Source organism: Pseudomonas sp. (genome assembly GCF_050739775.1).
Lineage (GTDB): Bacteria > Pseudomonadota > Gammaproteobacteria > Pseudomonadales > Pseudomonadaceae > Aquipseudomonas.
In genome coordinates, this window is record NZ_JBOICA010000001.1 from 226,411 (window position 1) to 242,639 (window position 16,229).

The following is a 16,229-nucleotide window of genomic DNA, read 5'->3' on the forward strand; positions in this document are numbered from 1 at the left end:
CGCTCCCACAGGAAGTTGAGCTGTGGGAGCGGGTTTGCCCCGCGATAATTTACAGCTACTGACGAACCAGACGCAGGTTTGGCAGTGTCACGGTTTCGGTGCTGCGGTACGGGTTGATGTCCAGCCCACCGCGACGCACGTAACGGGCATAAACCGTCAAAAACTCAGGATTGAGCAGGCGCTTGAGGTCCAGGTAGATGCGCTCCACGCACTGCTCATGGAAATCGGCGTGCTGACGGAAGCTGATCAGGTAGGTCAACAAGCTGGCATGATCCAGCGCCGCTCCACGGTAATGCACGGTGACGCTGCCCCAGTCCGGCTGGCCGGTGACCGGGCAATTGGATTTGAGCAGATGGCTGTGCAGGGTTTCTTCGACGATGCGGCTGCTGTCACAACGCAGCAACTCCGGTTGCGGTTGCTCGTAGTTGCTGATGCTGACGTCCAACGCGTCAATGCACAGGCCCGGCAAGGCAACCACACCCTGCCCTTCGACTTCGGCCAGGCTGCGGACCTGCACCGCCACGGGTTTGCCGGCTGCAGCCGAGAGGTCTTTTGCCAGGCACGCCTGCAACGCTGCTGGTGTTTCGAACACGGTCTGGTTCAGGGAGTTCAGGTAGAGCTTGAACGACTTGGACTCGATAATGTTTGGCGAGTCGGCGGGAATGGCGAACTCGCCAATGGCCACTACCGGCTTGCCCGACGGCAGCAGCCAGGACAACTCGAAGCAGTTCCAGAAATCCACACCTTGCCAAGGCAGGGTCTGGGCGCTGACGCCCAGCTCGGACCATTTGGCCGCTCGGGGGATCGGGAACAGTAGCGATGGTGTGTAAGTGGCGATGTATTCGCTGGACTTGCCCAGCGGGGAATGTTCGGCGGCGGGATGCATGGCTCAAACCTGAAGGACGAAATACGCCTAGTTTATCGGGTTTGTGCCATACATTGGGTAATCGCCTGTTATTGGCCGATAGTCAGCTTGCCGACCATGCCGGCCTGATAGTGGCCCGGCACGTTGCAGGCGAACTCGATGGGAGTGGCCTGGCTGAAGGTCCACGTCAACTCGCCACGCTTGCCGGGATCGACCATCACTGTATTGGGATCGTCATGCTTCATGCTGCCACCATGCTGCATGCCACCGTGCCCCATGGCCGCATGGTCCATCTGCCCCTGCATGGCGATCATTTCCTTTTGGTGTTTGGCATGCATGACCGCGTCACCGAGGCTGAGCTCATGCGCCACCGCGCCCTTGTTGATCAGCACAAAGCGTACCGTTTCCCCGGCCTTGACCTGCAGGCTGCGCGGCTCGTAATACATATCGCCCATGACGATTTCCACGCTGCGATCTGCCTTGGCAGCAGGTGCAGGCGCGCCAAAAGCAAACGAATGTGCTGGAGACGCCAGTGCCGGCAAACTGAACAACGCCAAGACGCCAGCAAATAAAAGGTGTTTCATGTCAGGCCCACTTCCAGGGTTGCGACGAATCAGGCTTCACTGTAGAAAATCGGCGCTGGCAGCTACCTGACAAAAAGATTACAACTTTGTCAGCTTGGCCACCCGCAACGCCCGGCGCGGTATAACCACCCGGCAACCCATCTCCAAGAGCCACCCGATGAAACTGTTGATCGTCGAAGACCAGAGCAAGACCGGCCACTACCTGTGCCAAGGTCTCAGTGAAGCAGGTTTTGCCACAGAGCTGGCCACTGACGGCAATACTGGCCAGCACCTGGCCCTAACTGGCGACCACGACCTGCTGATCCTCGATGTGATGCTGCCCGGCCGCGATGGCTGGCAGATTCTCCAGGCCGTGCGCGCATCAGGTAGTGAGGTTCCCGTGCTGTTCCTCACCGCCCGCGATGCCGTGGAAGACCGCGTGCATGGCCTGGAGCTGGGCGCCGATGATTACCTGGTCAAGCCGTTTGCCTTCTCCGAGCTGCTGGCTCGGGTGCGCAGCCTGCTGCGCCGGGGCAGCAGCCCGCCCCAGGAAACCAGCCTGGGTCTTGGCGACCTGCGTCTGGACCTGATCCGTCGCCGGGTCGAGCGCAGCGGTCAGCGCATCGACCTCACCGCCAAGGAGTTTGCCCTGCTCGAACTGCTGCTGCGGCGTCAGGGCGAAGTGCTGCCCAAGTCACTGATTGCCTCCCAGGTCTGGGACATGAACTTCGACAGCGACACCAACGTCATCGAAGTGGCGATCCGCCGTCTGCGACTGAAAATCGATGACCACCACGAGCACAAGCTGATCCATACCGTGCGCGGCATGGGCTACGTGCTTGAAGAGCGGCTTGCCTGATGCGCCGATTGTCCCTGGGCAGCCGCCTGGCATTGCTGTTCGCCGCTTGCACCGCGGCGGTGTCGTTGACGGCGGGTGTGCTGTTCAGCCGCGCCAGCCAGCACCATTTCATCGAGCTGGACCAGCAACTGCTCGAAAGTCGCCTGTCAGTGTTGCGCCAGATGCTCGACGGCGTCCACGACCCGGCCAGCCTTGCCCCACGCCTGCCTGCCCTGCAAAGCGAATTGAGCCATCAGACCGACCTCGCTGTACGCGTACGCGGCAGTGATGGCCGGGTATGGTTCGACAGCCAGGCCAACCTGCCCGACTCGCCTCAGGTGCCCGGGCTCAGCACCTTGCGTAGCACCAGTAGCGACTACCGCAGCCTGTGCGTCAATCTGGACAATGGCGACCCGCAGTCGGCACAACTGACGCTGTTTCTCGACATCACTCACCACCAGCACTTTCTCCAGCGCATGCAGCAACTGATCTGGCTGACCGTCGGCCTTTCGGCCCTGGCCACTGCCCTGTTGGGTGCCTGGGCTGCGCGTAGCGGCCTGCGTCCGTTGCGACAGATGGGTGAAGTGGCGTCAAAGGTATCGGCGCGCTCGTTGACCACACGCCTGCCCGAGAGCCAGATGCCAGTGGAGCTGGCCGAACTGGCGCAGACCGTCAATGCCATGCTGGAGCGCCTGGATGACGCCTTCCAGCGTTTGTCGGCCTTCTCCGCCGACATCGCCCATGAACTGCGCACGCCACTGTCAAACCTGCTGACCCACACCCAGGTCACCCTCACCCGCCCACGCGGCCTGGACGAATACCGCGAAGCCTTGCACAGCAACCTTGAAGAACTGCAGTGGATGGCGCAACTGGTCAACGACATGCTCTACCTGGCCAAGGCCGATCACGGCCTGTTGATGCCTAGCCGCCAGAGGCTTGCCCTGGAAGAGGAAGCCGATGCCTTGCTCGAGTACTACATGCCGTTGGCCGAAGAGGCCGGGGTAACTTTACATCGGGATGGCCAGGCCAGCCTGGAAGGCGACCGGCACATGCTGCGCCGGGCCCTGTCCAATTTGCTGGACAATGCCTTGCGCTTTACCCCCGCACAGGGGGAGATTCGGGTAAGTATCGAGGTGCGGGACGACCAGGTGCGCCTGCAGGTGGCCAATACGGGCAACCCCATAGATCCGCCGTTGCTACCGCGACTGTTCGACCGTTTTTATCGGGCCGACCCGGCGCGTCGTGAAGGCAGTAGCGAGCATGCGGGGTTGGGCCTGGCGATTACTCGCTCGATTGTCCAGGCCCATGGCGGAAGTATTCGTGCCGAGTCGGCGGCGGGATGGACGCGGTTTGTGATTGACCTGCCAGCTGTATAGCCCCTATCGCCGGCAATGCCGGCGATAGGCTGCAAACCATTACTCGTAGCGCAAGGCGTACGCCGGCTCAACTTGCGAAGCCCGATACGCCGGGTACAAGGTCGCCAGGAAGCTCATCACCAGGCCGGCACTGCAGATCAGCGCCACATCCCCCCATTGCAGCTCCGACGGCAGGCTGCTGATGAAGTACACATCGGAGGTGAAGATGTGTTGCCCGCTGACCCGCTCCAGCCAGCCGACAATCTGACTGACATTGAGCGCAGCAATCACCCCAAGCACGCCGCCGATCAAGGTACCGACAATCCCGATCAACGTGCCCTGAACCATGAAGGTGCCCATGATCTGCGCCGGGGTCGCGCCAATGGTGCGCAGGATGGCGATGTCCGCGCCCTTGTCATTGACCACCATGATCAGCGTGGCAATGATGTTGAACGCCGCCACGGCAATGATCATCAGCAGCAACAGGCCGATCATGGTCTTTTCCATCTTCATGGCACTGAACAGGCTGCCCTGGGTGTGTGACCAGTCATCGGCGCGGTAGCGCTCGCCCAGGCCTGCGGCAATGGCCTTGGACACTTGCGGCGCGCTGTACAGGTCCTTGAGCTTGAGACGCACGCCCTGCACCTGGTCCGGCTGCCAGCGCTGCATCTGCGCAGCATCGGCCATATGGATGTAGGCCATGGAGCCATCCAGCTCGGCCCCCACCTTGAACACCCCGACCACGTTCAGGCGCTGCATGCGCGGTGTGATACCGCCTGGGGCGCTGCTCACTTCCGGCACGATCAGGGTCAGCTTGTCACCGACGTTCAAGCGAAAACGCCGGGCGCTGATTTCGCCGATCACCACGCCATATTCGCCCGGCTCCAGTGCCTGCAGACTGCCTTGGACAATGTGCTGACCAACGATCGAGACCTTGCCCTCCTGCGCCGGATCGATGCCGCTGACCTGGATCGGCTGCATCGCCCCCTTGTAGGACAGCATGCCCTCCATCTCGGTCAGCGGCGCGGCAGCAATCACTTGCGGGTCTTCCAATGCAGCTTCGGCCACAGGACGCCAGTCATCCAGCGGCTGCACACCCAAAATACTGGCATGAGGCACCATGCCGAGAATCCGCACGCTCATTTCGCGCTGGAAACCGTTCATCACCGACAACACCACGATCATCGCCAGCACGCCCAGGGACAGGCCGATCATCGAGGTCATGGAAATGAACGAGATGAAATGGTTGCGGCGCTTGGCGCGGGTGTAGCGCGCGCCGATGAAAATAGACAAGGGTCTGAACATGAACGGAAGCACCCAGGTAAAGAAAAGGAACAAGGTGCCCGCCAAAGCCTGCGGGCACGCTGCACGGCCAGGTCAGATCGCTACCAGGTGCCCGTCTTCCAGGCGCAGAACACGGTCCATCTGCCGCGCCAGGTTGAGGTCATGGGTGACCACCAGGAAGGCAGTCTGCGACGCGCTGCTCAGCTCCCGCATCAGATCCTGAATGCCTTGGGCAGTGTGATGGTCGAGGTTGCCGGTCGGCTCGTCGAGCATCACCAGCCCCGGGCGATTGACCAAGGCGCGGGCAATCGCCACCCGCTGGCGCTCGCCACCGGACAGCTCGGCCGGCTTGTGACTCAGGCGATGAGCCAGGCCAACGCGCTTGAGCAGCGCCCCAGCGCGTTCACGCGCGTCCGGGATCGCAGTACGGCCGATCAGCAACGGCATGCACACGTTTTCCAGGGCGGTGAACTCTGGCAACAGATGGTGGAACTGGTAAACGAAGCCCAACGCGCGGTTGCGCAGCAGACCACGGGCACGCTCGCCGAGCGCCGACAGTTCTTCACCGGCCAGCCAGACGCTACCCTCGGTTGGGGTATCGAGACCGCCCAACAGGTTGAGCAAGGTACTTTTGCCCGAGCCCGAACTGCCGACGATGGCCACCCGCTCACCGGGATGCAACTCCAGCTGCAAGCCGGACAACACCTGCACCGACTCTGGGCCTTCCTCGTAGGACTTGCCCAGGTTGCGGCAACTCAGCACTGCTTTATCACTCATGCCCAACTCACTCATAACGTAGCGCCTCCGCAGGCTGGGTGCGTGCCGCACGCCAAGCCGGATACAGGGTGGCGAGGAAACTCAGGACCAATGCCGCACCGCAGACCATCCACACATCCTCAGCCATGACCTGGGACGGCAGGTAGTCGATGAAGTAGACGTCAGCATTGAGGAACTTGTGTCCGATCAGGGTCTCGAGCCCGGCAATGGCCGCGCTGACATTCAGCGCGGCGGCGATACCGACCACGCCGCCGATCAGGGTGCCAACCACGCCGATCACCGTGCCCTGGACCATGAAGATGGCCATGATCTGCCCCGGGGTTGAACCCAGGGTCCGCAAGATGGCGATATCGCCCTTCTTGTCGTTGACCACCATCACCAGGGTGGAAATGATGTTGAACGCCGCTACCGCCACGATCAGCAGCAACAGCAGACCGATCATGGCCTTCTCCATGCGGATCGCCTGGTACAGGTTGCCATGGGTACGGGTCCAGTCACGGGCGTAGAACTCCCGGTCACCCAACTTTTGGGCGATATCCCAGGCCGTGCGCGGCGCCTGGAACAGGTCGTCGAACTTAAGGCGCAGGCCCTGGACCTGATCGGCTTTCCAGCGGTGCAGGCGCGACAGGTCGGCGACGTTGGTCAGGCCCAGGTAGCCGTCGATTTCTCCGGCGCCGACGTGGAAGATGCCGACCACGGTAAAGCGCTTCATGCGCGGGAACATGCCGGCCGGGGTCACGGTGACTTCCGGGGCGACGAAGGTCAGCTTGTCGCCGATGCCCACACCCAGCTTGGCCGCCGCCTTGTCACCGATCATGATGCCGAACTCGCCCGGCGCCAGGGCGTCGAGCTTACCTTCACGGATGAAGTTGTCGATGATCGAGACCTGCCGTTCCTGGGCCGGGTCGATGCCGTTGAGCAGCACCTTCTGCACCTTGCCCGCATGGGTCAACAGACCCTGCATCTGGGTGAAGGGCGCCACCGCAACAACCTGGGGGTTCTGCTTTACTTGCTTGGCAAGGGCGGGCCAGTCATTGATCGGCTGGCCGGTTTCCAGCGTGGCATGGGGCACCATGCCCAACACCCGGGTGCGCATCTCGTGATCGAATCCGTTCATGACTGACAACACCACGATCATCACCACCACGCCCAGGGCGAGGCCGATCATCGAGGTCAGCGAAATGAACGAGACGAAGTGGTTGCGACGCTTGGCACGGGTGTAACGCGTACCGATGAATACGAAGAGAGGTCTGAACATGTCGGGGCTTGTTCGGATGAAAGAGGAACGTCCTTGTGGCGGGGCTTGAATAGCAGCTTTACACTCAGACCACCGCCGCTACCATGGGTTCGCCATGTCGACATTAGATGAAGAAGATCGCCGCGAATACTACCGTATCGAGGATCGGATCGCACTGGAAATTAGCCCGCTGAGCGCTGCCGAAGCCCTTGGCCCAGACTTGTTGCAAGATGATTCACCGCTTTTCAACCTGCTCAGCGAACTGCACCTGAGCGAATTCGAGTCCCAGCACCTGCTGCGTCAGCTCAGCGACAAGGATCGCACCCTGGCCGCCTTTCTCAAGGCCCAGAACAAACGTATCGACCTGCTCAGCGCCGTGGTTGCACAAACCCTGCTGGGACAGCTCAGCGCACCACGAACTGTGGTGCTGTCCGAAGGCGGTATAAAGTTCAACCAGGCCCAGCCCATTGCCCCTGACAGCCGGGTTGCGGTGAAGATGGTATTGATGCCTCAGGCCCTGGGCCTGCTGCTGCGCGCCAGGGTCACCCACTGCGACCACCAGGCCGACGGCCTGTACGAGATCGGCACTGAATTCGTCGACATAACCGACGCCCAGCGCCAGTTGCTGGCTCGCTACATCCTGCAACGACAGGCGCAACAACGACGCCAGACGCTGGAACAGAACACCCCGAGCGCTTCTTGAGTCTCACCTATTCTTGAAGGAACAAACGTGACCCAGATTTACGGCCACCGCGGCGCCAAGGGCGAAGCCCCCGAGAACACCCTGACCAGCTTCCAGCAGTGCCTCAAACACGGCGTGCGTCGCTGCGAACTGGACCTGCACCTGTCGGCCGATAACGAGCTGATGGTGATCCACGACCCAACGCTCAAACGCACTACCGGCCGACGTGGCAAGGTGGCCGAACACAGGGCGGCTGACCTGGTAACCTACGATGCACGCAAGGGGGGACCGGGCTGGGTATCGCCGAGCCCCATTCCACGGCTTGAAGAGCTGTTCGAAAAGTGCGACTTCGATCACTGGCAACTGGAGGTCAAGAGCGCCTCGCGTACCCGCGCCGTCACCACGGTGCTGGCCATTCGCGAGATGGCCCAGCAGTTCGGCCTGCTCGACAGGGTCACCATCACCTCCAGTTCACGGGAAGTGCTGGGTGCGGCGCTTGAGCTGACGCCGGATATTTCGCGGGGACTGGTAGCCGAGTACGCCTGGCTCGACCCGTTGAAGGTCGCCCAGAACTATGACTGCAACTTGCTGGCGTTGAACTGGACACTATGCACCCCTGAGCGTCTGATCAAGGCCCAGCGCCAGGGTTTGCACGTGTCGGTGTGGACAGTCAACGAGCCGGCGCTGATGCGCAGGCTCGCCGACTTCGGCGTAGACAGCCTGATTACAGACTTTCCCGGTTTGGCCAGCGCCACCCTCGAGAATCGCTGAAATCGGTCTCCCCGGCCGGCTCAGGCCACCGGCCGGAGCCGCTCAAAAAAGCCGGTTGAGGCCGTCGTAGGCCGCTACCCGATAGGCTTCGGCCATGGTCGGGTAGTTGAAGGTGGTGTTGACGAAGTACTTCAGGGTATTGCGCTCACCCGGCTGGTCCATGATCGCCTGACCGATGTGGACAATCTCCGACGCTTGATAGCCGAAGCAATGCACACCGAGGATTTCCAGGGTCTCACGGTGGAACAGGATCTTCAGCATGCCTTGCGGCTCACCGGCGATCTGCGCCCGCGCCATGCCTTTGAAGAAGGCTTTGCCGACTTCGTAAGGCACCTTGGCCTGGGTCAGTTCCTGCTCGTTCTTGCCGATCGAGCTGATCTCCGGAATGGTGTAAATACCGGTCGGCACGTCGTTGACGAAGCGCCAGCTGCCGTTGTCGACAATGCTGCCAGCCGCCGAGCGCCCCTGGTCGTGCGCAGCACTGGCCAGGCTCGGCCAGCCGATCACGTCACCGGCACCGTAGATGTTCGGCACGTGGGTGCGGTAGTTCTCGTCGACTTCGATCTGGCCACGGCTGTTGACCTTGATGCCGATGTTTTCCAGACCCAGCTTGTCGGTGTTGCCGGTACGGCCGTTGCACCAGAGCAAGGCGTCGGCCTTGATCTTCTTGCCCGACTTCAGGTGCAGGATCACACCGTTGTCCAGGCCCTCGACCCGTTCATACTCTTCGTTGTGACGAACTGTGATGTTGTTGTTGCTGAAGTGGTAGCTCAGCGCCTGGGAGATTTCCGAGTCGAGGAAGCTCAGCAACTGACCACGGTTGTCCACCAGTTCCACCAGCACACCCAGGCCGCTGAAGATCGAGGCGTATTCGCAACCGATGACACCGGCGCCGTAAACGATCAGTTTGCGCGGGGTGTGACCCAGGCTGAGGATAGTGTCGCTATCGTAGATGCGTGGGTGATGGAAATCGATATCGGCCGGACGGTACGGACGCGAACCGGTGGCGATGATGATGTGCTTGGCCACCAGTTTCTCGACCACGCCATTGGCGCAGACCACTTCAATGGTCTGCTCGTCGGCGAAGCTGCCGGTGCCAAAGAACACGTCGACCCGGTTGCGCGCGTAGTAGCCGGTGCGCGAGGCAACCTGCTTGGAGATCACCTTCTCGGCGCTTTTGAGCACATCAGGGAACGAGAACCAGCGCGGCTCACCAATGGCCCGGAACATCGGGTTGGTGTTGAACTGCATGATCTGGCGCACCGAGTGACGCAGGGCCTTGGACGGGATGGTGCCCAGGTGGGTGCAGTTGCCGCCGACCTGGCGACGGCTATCGACCATCGCCACCTTGCGTCCTGCTTTGGCAGCATTCATTGCCGCCCCTTCTCCTGCTGGACCGGAACCCAGCACCACTACGTCGTAGTTGTAGACAGCCATGCGTACTCCTTCAGAACAGGCCCGCTCGCCACGCCGGCGATCGGGGCTAGATCATGTCGCCAGCGGCGCCATGAAAAAATTCGGGTGCAGTCTAATCAAGCTTGAACGCCGCGCACATTAACCCTTGGTCGCGTCGTAGGCTATTTTTCTCTGCACTACATGTTATTTATGCAAACCTGTGGGAGCGGATTCATCCGCGAAGGGCGACAACGTCGCCCCGATTCACGATCCGGGGCCGCTCCGCGCCCCTTCGCGGATAAATCCGCTCCTACTGCATCACACTCTCGAACGCCGGCGTGCTCCGGGAGACGAAACCGTCAGCAACCCGGGTCACAAACACCGCGGCAATCTCGTGCCTGAGGGCAAACTCCCAGCCTTGTTGCGGCCCAAGGATCAACAGCAGGGTCGAGTAACCATCGGCCATCAGCGTCGAGCGAGCAAACACCGTCACCGCCGCCAGATCGTGTTTCACTGGCCGCCCCAGGCGCGCATCGAAGGTGTGCGAATAGCGCTGGCCATTCTCCTCGAAATAATTGCGATAGTCACCGGAGGTAGAAACGCCAAAACCATCCACGGCCACCACTTGCTGGGCAATCTGGCGATCGTCGCGGGGCAACTCCAGGGCCACCTTCCAGCTGCTGCCATCAGGTTTTCGCCCCAATGCCTTGAGCTCACCCGTGACTTCGACCAGCAAATCCGCGACACCCAGGGCTTTTAGCCGTTCAACCAGCAGATCCACCGTATGCCCTGCGGCGATGCTGTTGAAGCCCACTTCCACCGGCGCGTCCTTGCACAGCTGCTCGCCCACTATGCGCAAATGCCCATGCCCGACGCGTTGGCGCACGCTGGCCAGTGCCTGTGCGTCAGGTACTTTTTCCCTGCGCGACTGCGGGCCGAAGCCCCACAGGTTGAGCAATGGCTCCACAGTCAGGTCAAACGCGCCTTCGCTTTGCCGCGACAGCTGCTCGCCGACGCGCACCAGCTCCAGCACGTCAGCGGGCATGTGTTGACAGCTGTTGGCGGGCAAGCGATTGAAAGTCTCGACCAGCGAGTCGTTGCGATAGGTGGAGAAGCGCTTGTCGACGCCCTCGAGGATACCCTCCACCTCACGCTTGATCTGCTCCGGGGCCGGTCCCTGCTGCGTGCGCACATACTGCACGGTGTAACTGCTGCCCATGGTCGGGCCACTGATACGCTCAAGCGTTTCGCTCTGCCCACAGCCGATCAGGCTCACCAGCACACTCACCAGCAACGCGTTGCGCATTCGTCCTCCTGGAAAATTCAGGCAAAAAAAACGGGAACCCTGAGGTTCCCGTCTTTCACAACCAAGCCAAGCTTAGCGTGGGAAAGCTGGCGGATTAACGCCGGCCATGTCTTCCATCACGCGCACAACCTGGCAGCTGTAACCGAACTCGTTGTCGTACCAGACGTACAGGACAACACGGTTATCGTTGCAGATGGTGGCTTCAGCGTCGACCACACCGGCGTGGCGCGAGCCAACGAAGTCGGTGGACACCACTTCCTGGGAGCTGACGTAATCGATCTGCTTGTGCAGATCCGAGTGCATGGCCATCTGGCGCAGGTACTCGTTGATTTCTTCGCGGCTGGTGGCCTTTTCCAGGTTCAGATTGAGGATGGCCATCGACACGTTCGGCGTTGGAACGCGAATCGCGTTACCGGTCAGCTTGCCCTTGAGCACTGGCAGCGCCTTGGCGGCTGCGGTGGCAGCACCGGTTTCGGTGATGACCATGTTCAGCGGCGCGGCGCGGCCGCGACGGCTGCCCTTGTGGAAGTTGTCGATCAGGTTCTGGTCGTTGGTGAACGAGTGAACGGTTTCGACGTGGCCGTTGACGATGCCGTACTTGTCATTGACAGCCTTGAGCACCGGCACGATGGCGTTGGTGGTGCAAGAAGCTGCCGAGATGATCTTGTCGTCAGCAGTGATATCACCGTGGTTGATACCGTGCACGATGTTCTTCAGCGCGCCCTTGCCAGGTGCGGTGAGGATCACGCGGGCAGCGCCCGGGCAGGCCAGGTGCTGGCCCAGGCCGTCGGCGTCACGCCATACACCGGTGTTATCGACGATCAGCGCGTTTTCGATGCCGTACTGGGTGTAGTCGACTTCGCTCGGGCTCTTGGCGTAGATAACCTGGATCAGGTTGCCGTTGGCAGTGATGGTGTTGTGCTCTTCGTCGATGGTGATGGTGCCATCGAACGGGCCGTGAACCGAGTCACGACGCAGCAGGCTGGCACGCTTGACCAGATCGTTCTCGGCGCCTTTGCGCACGACGATGGCGCGCAGACGCAGGCCGTCACCACCACCGGTTTTTTCGATCAGGATGCGCGCCAGCAGACGGCCGATACGACCGAAGCCGTACAGCACAACGTCGGTGCCTTTGCGCGCCGAAGCGTTCTGCTGACCAACCACGTCAGCCATTTCTTCACGCACGAACTGCTCGGCGCTGCGGCCGTTGCCTTCTTGCTTGAATTTGTTGGCCAGCTTGCCCAGGTCGACCGAAGCGGCGCCCAGTTTCAGCTCGCTCATGGCCTTGAGCAGCGGGAATGTCTCGTGGACGGAGAGTTCGGTTTCGTCGGTTTGGCGATGACGAGCAAAGCGGTGCGCTTTGAGGATCGAGATCACCGAACGGTTGATCAGGCTGCGGCCATAGATCGAACTCACCACATTGTTATTGCGGTAGAGCTGACCGATAAGCGGGATCATCGCTTCTGCAAGTGCTTCACGATCAATCCACTCACCAAGACACTGGTCGGGCTTCTGAGTCACGGGAACCTTCCACATGTAGGGACAGAAAAAAGGGGCTACATTATGACGCCCCGCAGCCCATCGAGCAATGAGCGCCTGTCGCCGCTCAGTCACTACATATATTTTAGCCTGCGCAAACCTGACAGCACGGGGCTGTGGCCGGTACAATTGGCGTCTTTGTCGCAACGCTTGGAGCTTGACCTCCCGTGCCTGTTCTGCGTCTACCGCACCTGCCGGCCACTGCCGGCAAACAAACCTGGGGCAACCTGCCGGGCGCCGCCCTGAGCCTGGCCATTGCCGAGGCTGCCAGCGCCGCCAAGCGCTTCACCCTGTTACTGACCGCCGACAGCCAGAGCGCTGACCGGCTTGAGCAGGAGCTGCGCTTTTTCGCGCCCGAGCTGCCGGTGCTGCCTTTCCCCGACTGGGAAACCCTGCCCTACGACCTGTTCTCGCCGCACCAGGACATTATCTCCCAGCGGATCTCCAGCCTGTATCGGCTGCCGGAGCTTGATCACGGCATTCTCGTGGTGCCGATCACCACCGCCCTGCACCGCCTGGCGCCGACCCGCTTCCTGCTGGGCAGCAGCCTGGTGCTGGACATCGGCCAGAAGCTCGACGTCGAGCAGATGCGCACGCGCCTGGAGGCCAGCGGCTACCGCTGTGTCGATACAGTGTATGAGCATGGCGAATTCGCCGTGCGCGGCGCGCTGATCGATCTGTTCCCGATGGGCAGCAAGCTGCCGTACCGGATCGATCTGTTCGATGACGAAATCGAGACCCTGCGCACCTTCGACCCGGAGACCCAGCGCTCGATCGACAAGGTCGACTCGGTACGCCTGCTGCCAGCCCGCGAGTTCCCGCTGCAAAAGGATGCGGTGACCCGTTTCAAGGCGCGCTTTCGCGAGCGCTTCGATGTCGATTTCCGCCGCTGCCCGATCTTCCAGGACCTGTCCAGCGGCATTACTCCAGCCGGTATCGAGTACTACCTGCCGCTGTTCTTCGAAGACACCTCGACCCTGTTCGACTACCTGCCTCAGGACACCCAGGTGTTTTCCCTGCCAGGCGTCGAGCAGGCCGCCGAGCACTTCTGGAGCGATGTGCGCAACCGCTATGAGGAGCGGCGCATCGATCCGTCGCGGCCCCTGCTGCCACCGGCCGAACTGTTCATGCCGGTGGAAGACTGCTTTGCCCGCCTCAAGAGCTGGCCACGCGTGGTCGTCAGCCAGGGTGACGTCGACAGCGGTGTCGGTCGCGAGCGCTTCCCAGCCCAGGCGCTACCGAACCTGGCCATCGAAGCCAAAGCCAACCAGCCGCTGGCGGCGCTGTCAGGCTTTCTCGAGCAGTTCCCCGGCCGTGTGCTGTTCACCGCCGAATCTGCTGGCCGTCGTGAAGTATTGCTGGAACTGCTCGAGCGCTTGAAGCTACGCCCGCAAACCGTCGACAGCTGGAGCGCTTTCGTCGCGGGCAAAGAGCGCCTGGCAATCACCATCGCGCCATTGGACGAGGGCCTGCTGCTGGACGACCCGGCCATCGCCCTGGTCGCCGAGAGCCCGCTGTTCGGCCAGCGGGTAATGCAGCGTCGACGCCGGGACAAACGCAGCGACGCCAATAACGATGCGGTAATCAAGAACCTCGCCGAGCTGCGCGAAGGCGCGCCGGTGGTGCATATCGACCACGGCGTGGGCCGCTACCTGGGCCTGGCGACCCTGGAAATCGACAACCAGGCCGCCGAATTCCTCACCCTGGAATATGCCGAGGGCGCCAAGCTCTACGTGCCGGTGGCCAACTTGCACCTGATCGCCCGCTATACCGGCAGCGATGACGCCCTGGCGCCGCTGCACCGCCTTGGCTCGGAGGCCTGGCAGAAGGCCAAGCGCAAGGCGGCCGAGCAAGTTCGCGATGTGGCGGCCGAACTGCTGGACATCTATGCCCGCCGCGCCGCGCGCAAAGGCTATGCCTTCGCCGACCCCTCGGCCGACTATGCCACCTTCAGCGCCGGCTTCCCTTTCGAGGAGACCCCGGACCAGCAAAGCGCCATCGAGGCGGTGCGCGATGACATGCTGGCAGCCAAGCCGATGGACCGCCTGGTCTGCGGCGACGTCGGTTTCGGCAAGACCGAAGTGGCCATGCGTGCCGCCTTCATCGCCGTGCACGGCGGTCGCCAGGTCGCCATCCTGGTACCGACCACCCTGCTCGCTCAGCAGCACTACAACAGCTTCCGCGACCGCTTTGCCGACTGGCCGGTGAGCGTGGAAGTGATGAGCCGCTTCAAGTCGCCCAAGGAAGTCGCTGCCGCCGTCGCCGACCTGGCCGAAGGCAAGATCGACATCGTCATCGGCACCCACAAGCTGCTGCAGGACGACGTCAAGATCAAGGACCTGGGCCTGGTGATCATCGACGAAGAACACCGTTTTGGCGTGCGCCAGAAAGAACAGCTCAAGGCCCTGCGCAGCGAGGTGGATATCCTTACCCTGACTGCCACGCCAATCCCGCGCACCCTGAACATGGCCGTGGCCGGCATGCGCGACCTGTCGATCATTGCCACACCGCCCGCGCGCCGACTGTCGGTGCGCACCTTCGTCATGGAGCAGAACAAGAGCACGGTCAAGGAAGCGCTGCTGCGTGAGCTGCTGCGCGGCGGCCAGGTCTATTACCTGCACAACGATGTGAAGAGCATCGAGAAATGCGCCGCCGACCTCGCCGAACTGGTGCCCGAAGCCCGCATTGCTATCGGCCACGGACAGATGCGCGAGCGCGAACTCGAACAGGTGATGAGCGACTTCTACCACAAGCGCTTCAACGTATTGATCGCCTCGACCATCATCGAGACCGGTATCGACGTACCCAGCGCCAACACCATCATCATCGAGCGCGCCGACAAGTTCGGCCTGGCCCAACTGCACCAACTGCGCGGCCGGGTCGGACGTAGCCACCACCAGGCCTACGCCTACCTGCTCACGCCGCCGCGCCAACAGATCACCCCGGACGCCGAGAAGCGCCTGGAGGCCATCGCCAACACCCAGGACCTGGGCGCCGGATTCGTCCTGGCCACCAACGACCTGGAGATCCGTGGCGCCGGCGAACTGCTCGGCGAGGGCCAGAGCGGGCAAATCCAGGCGGTCGGTTTCACCCTGTACATGGAAATGCTCGAGCGTGCGGTCAAGGCCATCCGCAAGGGCAGCCAGCCGAACCTCGACCAGCCGCTGGGCGGTGGCCCGGAGATCAACCTGCGCCTGCCAGCGCTGATCCCCGAAGACTACCTGCCGGATGTGCACGCACGACTGATCCTGTACAAACGCATCGCCTCGGCGGTGGACGAAGACGGCCTCAAGGACCTGCAGGTTGAGATGATTGACCGCTTTGGTCTACTGCCAGAGCCAACCAAAAACCTGGTGCGCCTGACCTTGCTCAAGCTGCAGGCGGAAAAGCTCGGTATCAAGAAAGTCGATGCCGGCCCCAACGGCGGCAAGATCGAGTTCGAGACCGAGACGCCGGTCGATCCGCTGGCGCTGATCAAGCTGATCCAGGGCCAGCCCAAGCGCTACAAGTTCGAAGGTGCAACCCAGTTCAAGTTCATGGTGCCGATGGAGCACCCGGAAGAACGCTTCAACAACCTCGAGGCGCTGTTTGAGCGCCTGACCCCACAATCTGTGTGA

Annotated in this window: 13 protein-coding genes; 5 read left to right on the forward strand and 8 right to left on the reverse strand. The window is 61.9% G+C overall.

The window, feature by feature from the left end; translation table 11 throughout:
- Positions 1-55: 55 nt before the first annotated feature.
- Positions 56-886, reverse strand: coding sequence for an NADPH-dependent 7-cyano-7-deazaguanine reductase QueF (gene queF / locus ACRESH_RS01250; RefSeq protein WP_431740217.1), 831 nt, complete (start codon positions 884-886; stop codon positions 56-58).
- 68 nt (positions 887-954) lie between these two features.
- On the reverse strand, positions 955-1,449 hold the full coding sequence (locus tag ACRESH_RS01255) for a cupredoxin domain-containing protein (RefSeq protein ID WP_431740218.1): 495 nt from the start codon (positions 1,447-1,449) through the stop codon (positions 955-957).
- Positions 1,450-1,606: 157 nt separating this feature from the next.
- Here ACRESH_RS01255 and ACRESH_RS01260 point away from each other — a divergent pair, with 157 nt between their 5' ends.
- Positions 1,607-2,287 (forward strand): heavy metal response regulator transcription factor, encoded by a 681-nt coding sequence (locus ACRESH_RS01260; protein ID WP_431740219.1) that lies wholly within the window; start codon positions 1,607-1,609, stop codon positions 2,285-2,287.
- The gene (locus ACRESH_RS01265; RefSeq protein ID WP_431740275.1) at positions 2,284-3,642 is read left to right on the forward strand and encodes a heavy metal sensor histidine kinase; all 1,359 of its coding nucleotides are present in this window, start codon (positions 2,284-2,286) and stop codon (positions 3,640-3,642) included. The genes ACRESH_RS01260 and ACRESH_RS01265 overlap by 4 nt, the downstream gene beginning before the upstream one ends.
- Positions 3,643-3,681: 39 nt before the next feature.
- On the opposite strand, the gene ACRESH_RS01270 is transcribed toward ACRESH_RS01265, so the two are convergent.
- The 3 genes from ACRESH_RS01270 to ACRESH_RS01280 form a co-directional block, all read right to left on the reverse strand.
- Positions 3,682-4,926 (reverse strand): lipoprotein-releasing ABC transporter permease subunit, encoded by a 1,245-nt coding sequence (locus tag ACRESH_RS01270; RefSeq protein ID WP_431740220.1) that lies wholly within the window; start codon positions 4,924-4,926, stop codon positions 3,682-3,684.
- 72 nt (positions 4,927-4,998) lie between these two features.
- On the reverse strand, positions 4,999-5,682 hold the full coding sequence (gene lolD, locus ACRESH_RS01275) for a lipoprotein-releasing ABC transporter ATP-binding protein LolD (protein WP_431740221.1): 684 nt from the start codon (positions 5,680-5,682) through the stop codon (positions 4,999-5,001).
- Between the two features lie 7 nt (positions 5,683-5,689).
- On the reverse strand, positions 5,690-6,940 hold the full coding sequence (locus tag ACRESH_RS01280; protein WP_431740222.1) for a lipoprotein-releasing ABC transporter permease subunit: 1,251 nt from the start codon (positions 6,938-6,940) through the stop codon (positions 5,690-5,692).
- Positions 6,941-7,034: 94 nt separating this feature from the next.
- Between ACRESH_RS01280 and ACRESH_RS01285 the strand changes: the two genes are divergently transcribed.
- Complete coding sequence (locus ACRESH_RS01285; protein WP_431740223.1) at positions 7,035-7,622, forward strand: PilZ domain-containing protein; 588 nt, start codon at positions 7,035-7,037, stop codon at positions 7,620-7,622.
- Positions 7,623-7,649: 27 nt separating this feature from the next.
- Positions 7,650-8,372 carry a glycerophosphodiester phosphodiesterase gene (locus ACRESH_RS01290; protein WP_431740224.1) on the forward strand — a complete coding sequence of 241 codons (723 nt, stop codon included), beginning with the start codon at positions 7,650-7,652 and terminating at the stop codon, positions 8,370-8,372.
- A gap of 42 nt (positions 8,373-8,414) precedes the next feature.
- Here the strand turns inward: ACRESH_RS01290 and sthA are convergent, their stop codons facing one another.
- The 3 genes from sthA to ACRESH_RS01305 form a co-directional block, all read right to left on the reverse strand.
- Complete coding sequence (gene sthA, locus ACRESH_RS01295; RefSeq protein WP_197875899.1) at positions 8,415-9,809, reverse strand: Si-specific NAD(P)(+) transhydrogenase; 1,395 nt, start codon at positions 9,807-9,809, stop codon at positions 8,415-8,417.
- 268 nt (positions 9,810-10,077) lie between these two features.
- Positions 10,078-11,073 carry an FAD:protein FMN transferase gene (locus ACRESH_RS01300; RefSeq protein ID WP_431740225.1) on the reverse strand — a complete coding sequence of 332 codons (996 nt, stop codon included), beginning with the start codon at positions 11,071-11,073 and terminating at the stop codon, positions 10,078-10,080.
- Positions 11,074-11,145: 72 nt separating this feature from the next.
- Entirely contained in the window at positions 11,146-12,609 is a 1,464-nt protein-coding gene (locus tag ACRESH_RS01305) for a glyceraldehyde-3-phosphate dehydrogenase (protein ID WP_431740226.1), read from the reverse strand.
- Between the two features lie 170 nt (positions 12,610-12,779).
- Between ACRESH_RS01305 and mfd the strand changes: the two genes are divergently transcribed.
- Positions 12,780-16,229 carry a transcription-repair coupling factor gene (mfd, locus tag ACRESH_RS01310; RefSeq protein WP_431740227.1) on the forward strand — a complete coding sequence of 1,150 codons (3,450 nt, stop codon included), beginning with the start codon at positions 12,780-12,782 and terminating at the stop codon, positions 16,227-16,229.

What these genes read in the sequence shown, in the direction of transcription:
- queF (WP_431740217.1), bottom strand. Translation starts at nt 886, where the DNA reads ATGCATCCCGCCGCCGAACATTCCCCGCTGGGCAAGTCCAGCGAATAC.
- ACRESH_RS01255 (WP_431740218.1), bottom strand. Translation starts at nt 1,449, where the DNA reads ATGAAACACCTTTTATTTGCTGGCGTCTTGGCGTTGTTCAGTTTGCCG.
- ACRESH_RS01260 (WP_431740219.1), top strand. Translation starts at nt 1,607, where the DNA reads ATGAAACTGTTGATCGTCGAAGACCAGAGCAAGACCGGCCACTACCTG.
- ACRESH_RS01270 (WP_431740220.1), bottom strand. Translation starts at nt 4,926, where the DNA reads ATGTTCAGACCCTTGTCTATTTTCATCGGCGCGCGCTACACCCGCGCC.
- lolD (WP_431740221.1), bottom strand. Translation starts at nt 5,682, where the DNA reads ATGAGTGATAAAGCAGTGCTGAGTTGCCGCAACCTGGGCAAGTCCTAC.
- ACRESH_RS01280 (WP_431740222.1), bottom strand. Translation starts at nt 6,940, where the DNA reads ATGTTCAGACCTCTCTTCGTATTCATCGGTACGCGTTACACCCGTGCC.
- ACRESH_RS01285 (WP_431740223.1), top strand. Translation starts at nt 7,035, where the DNA reads ATGTCGACATTAGATGAAGAAGATCGCCGCGAATACTACCGTATCGAG.
- sthA (WP_197875899.1), bottom strand. Translation starts at nt 9,809, where the DNA reads ATGGCTGTCTACAACTACGACGTAGTGGTGCTGGGTTCCGGTCCAGCA.
- ACRESH_RS01300 (WP_431740225.1), bottom strand. Translation starts at nt 11,073, where the DNA reads ATGCGCAACGCGTTGCTGGTGAGTGTGCTGGTGAGCCTGATCGGCTGT.
- ACRESH_RS01305 (WP_431740226.1), bottom strand. Translation starts at nt 12,609, where the DNA reads ATGTGGAAGGTTCCCGTGACTCAGAAGCCCGACCAGTGTCTTGGTGAG.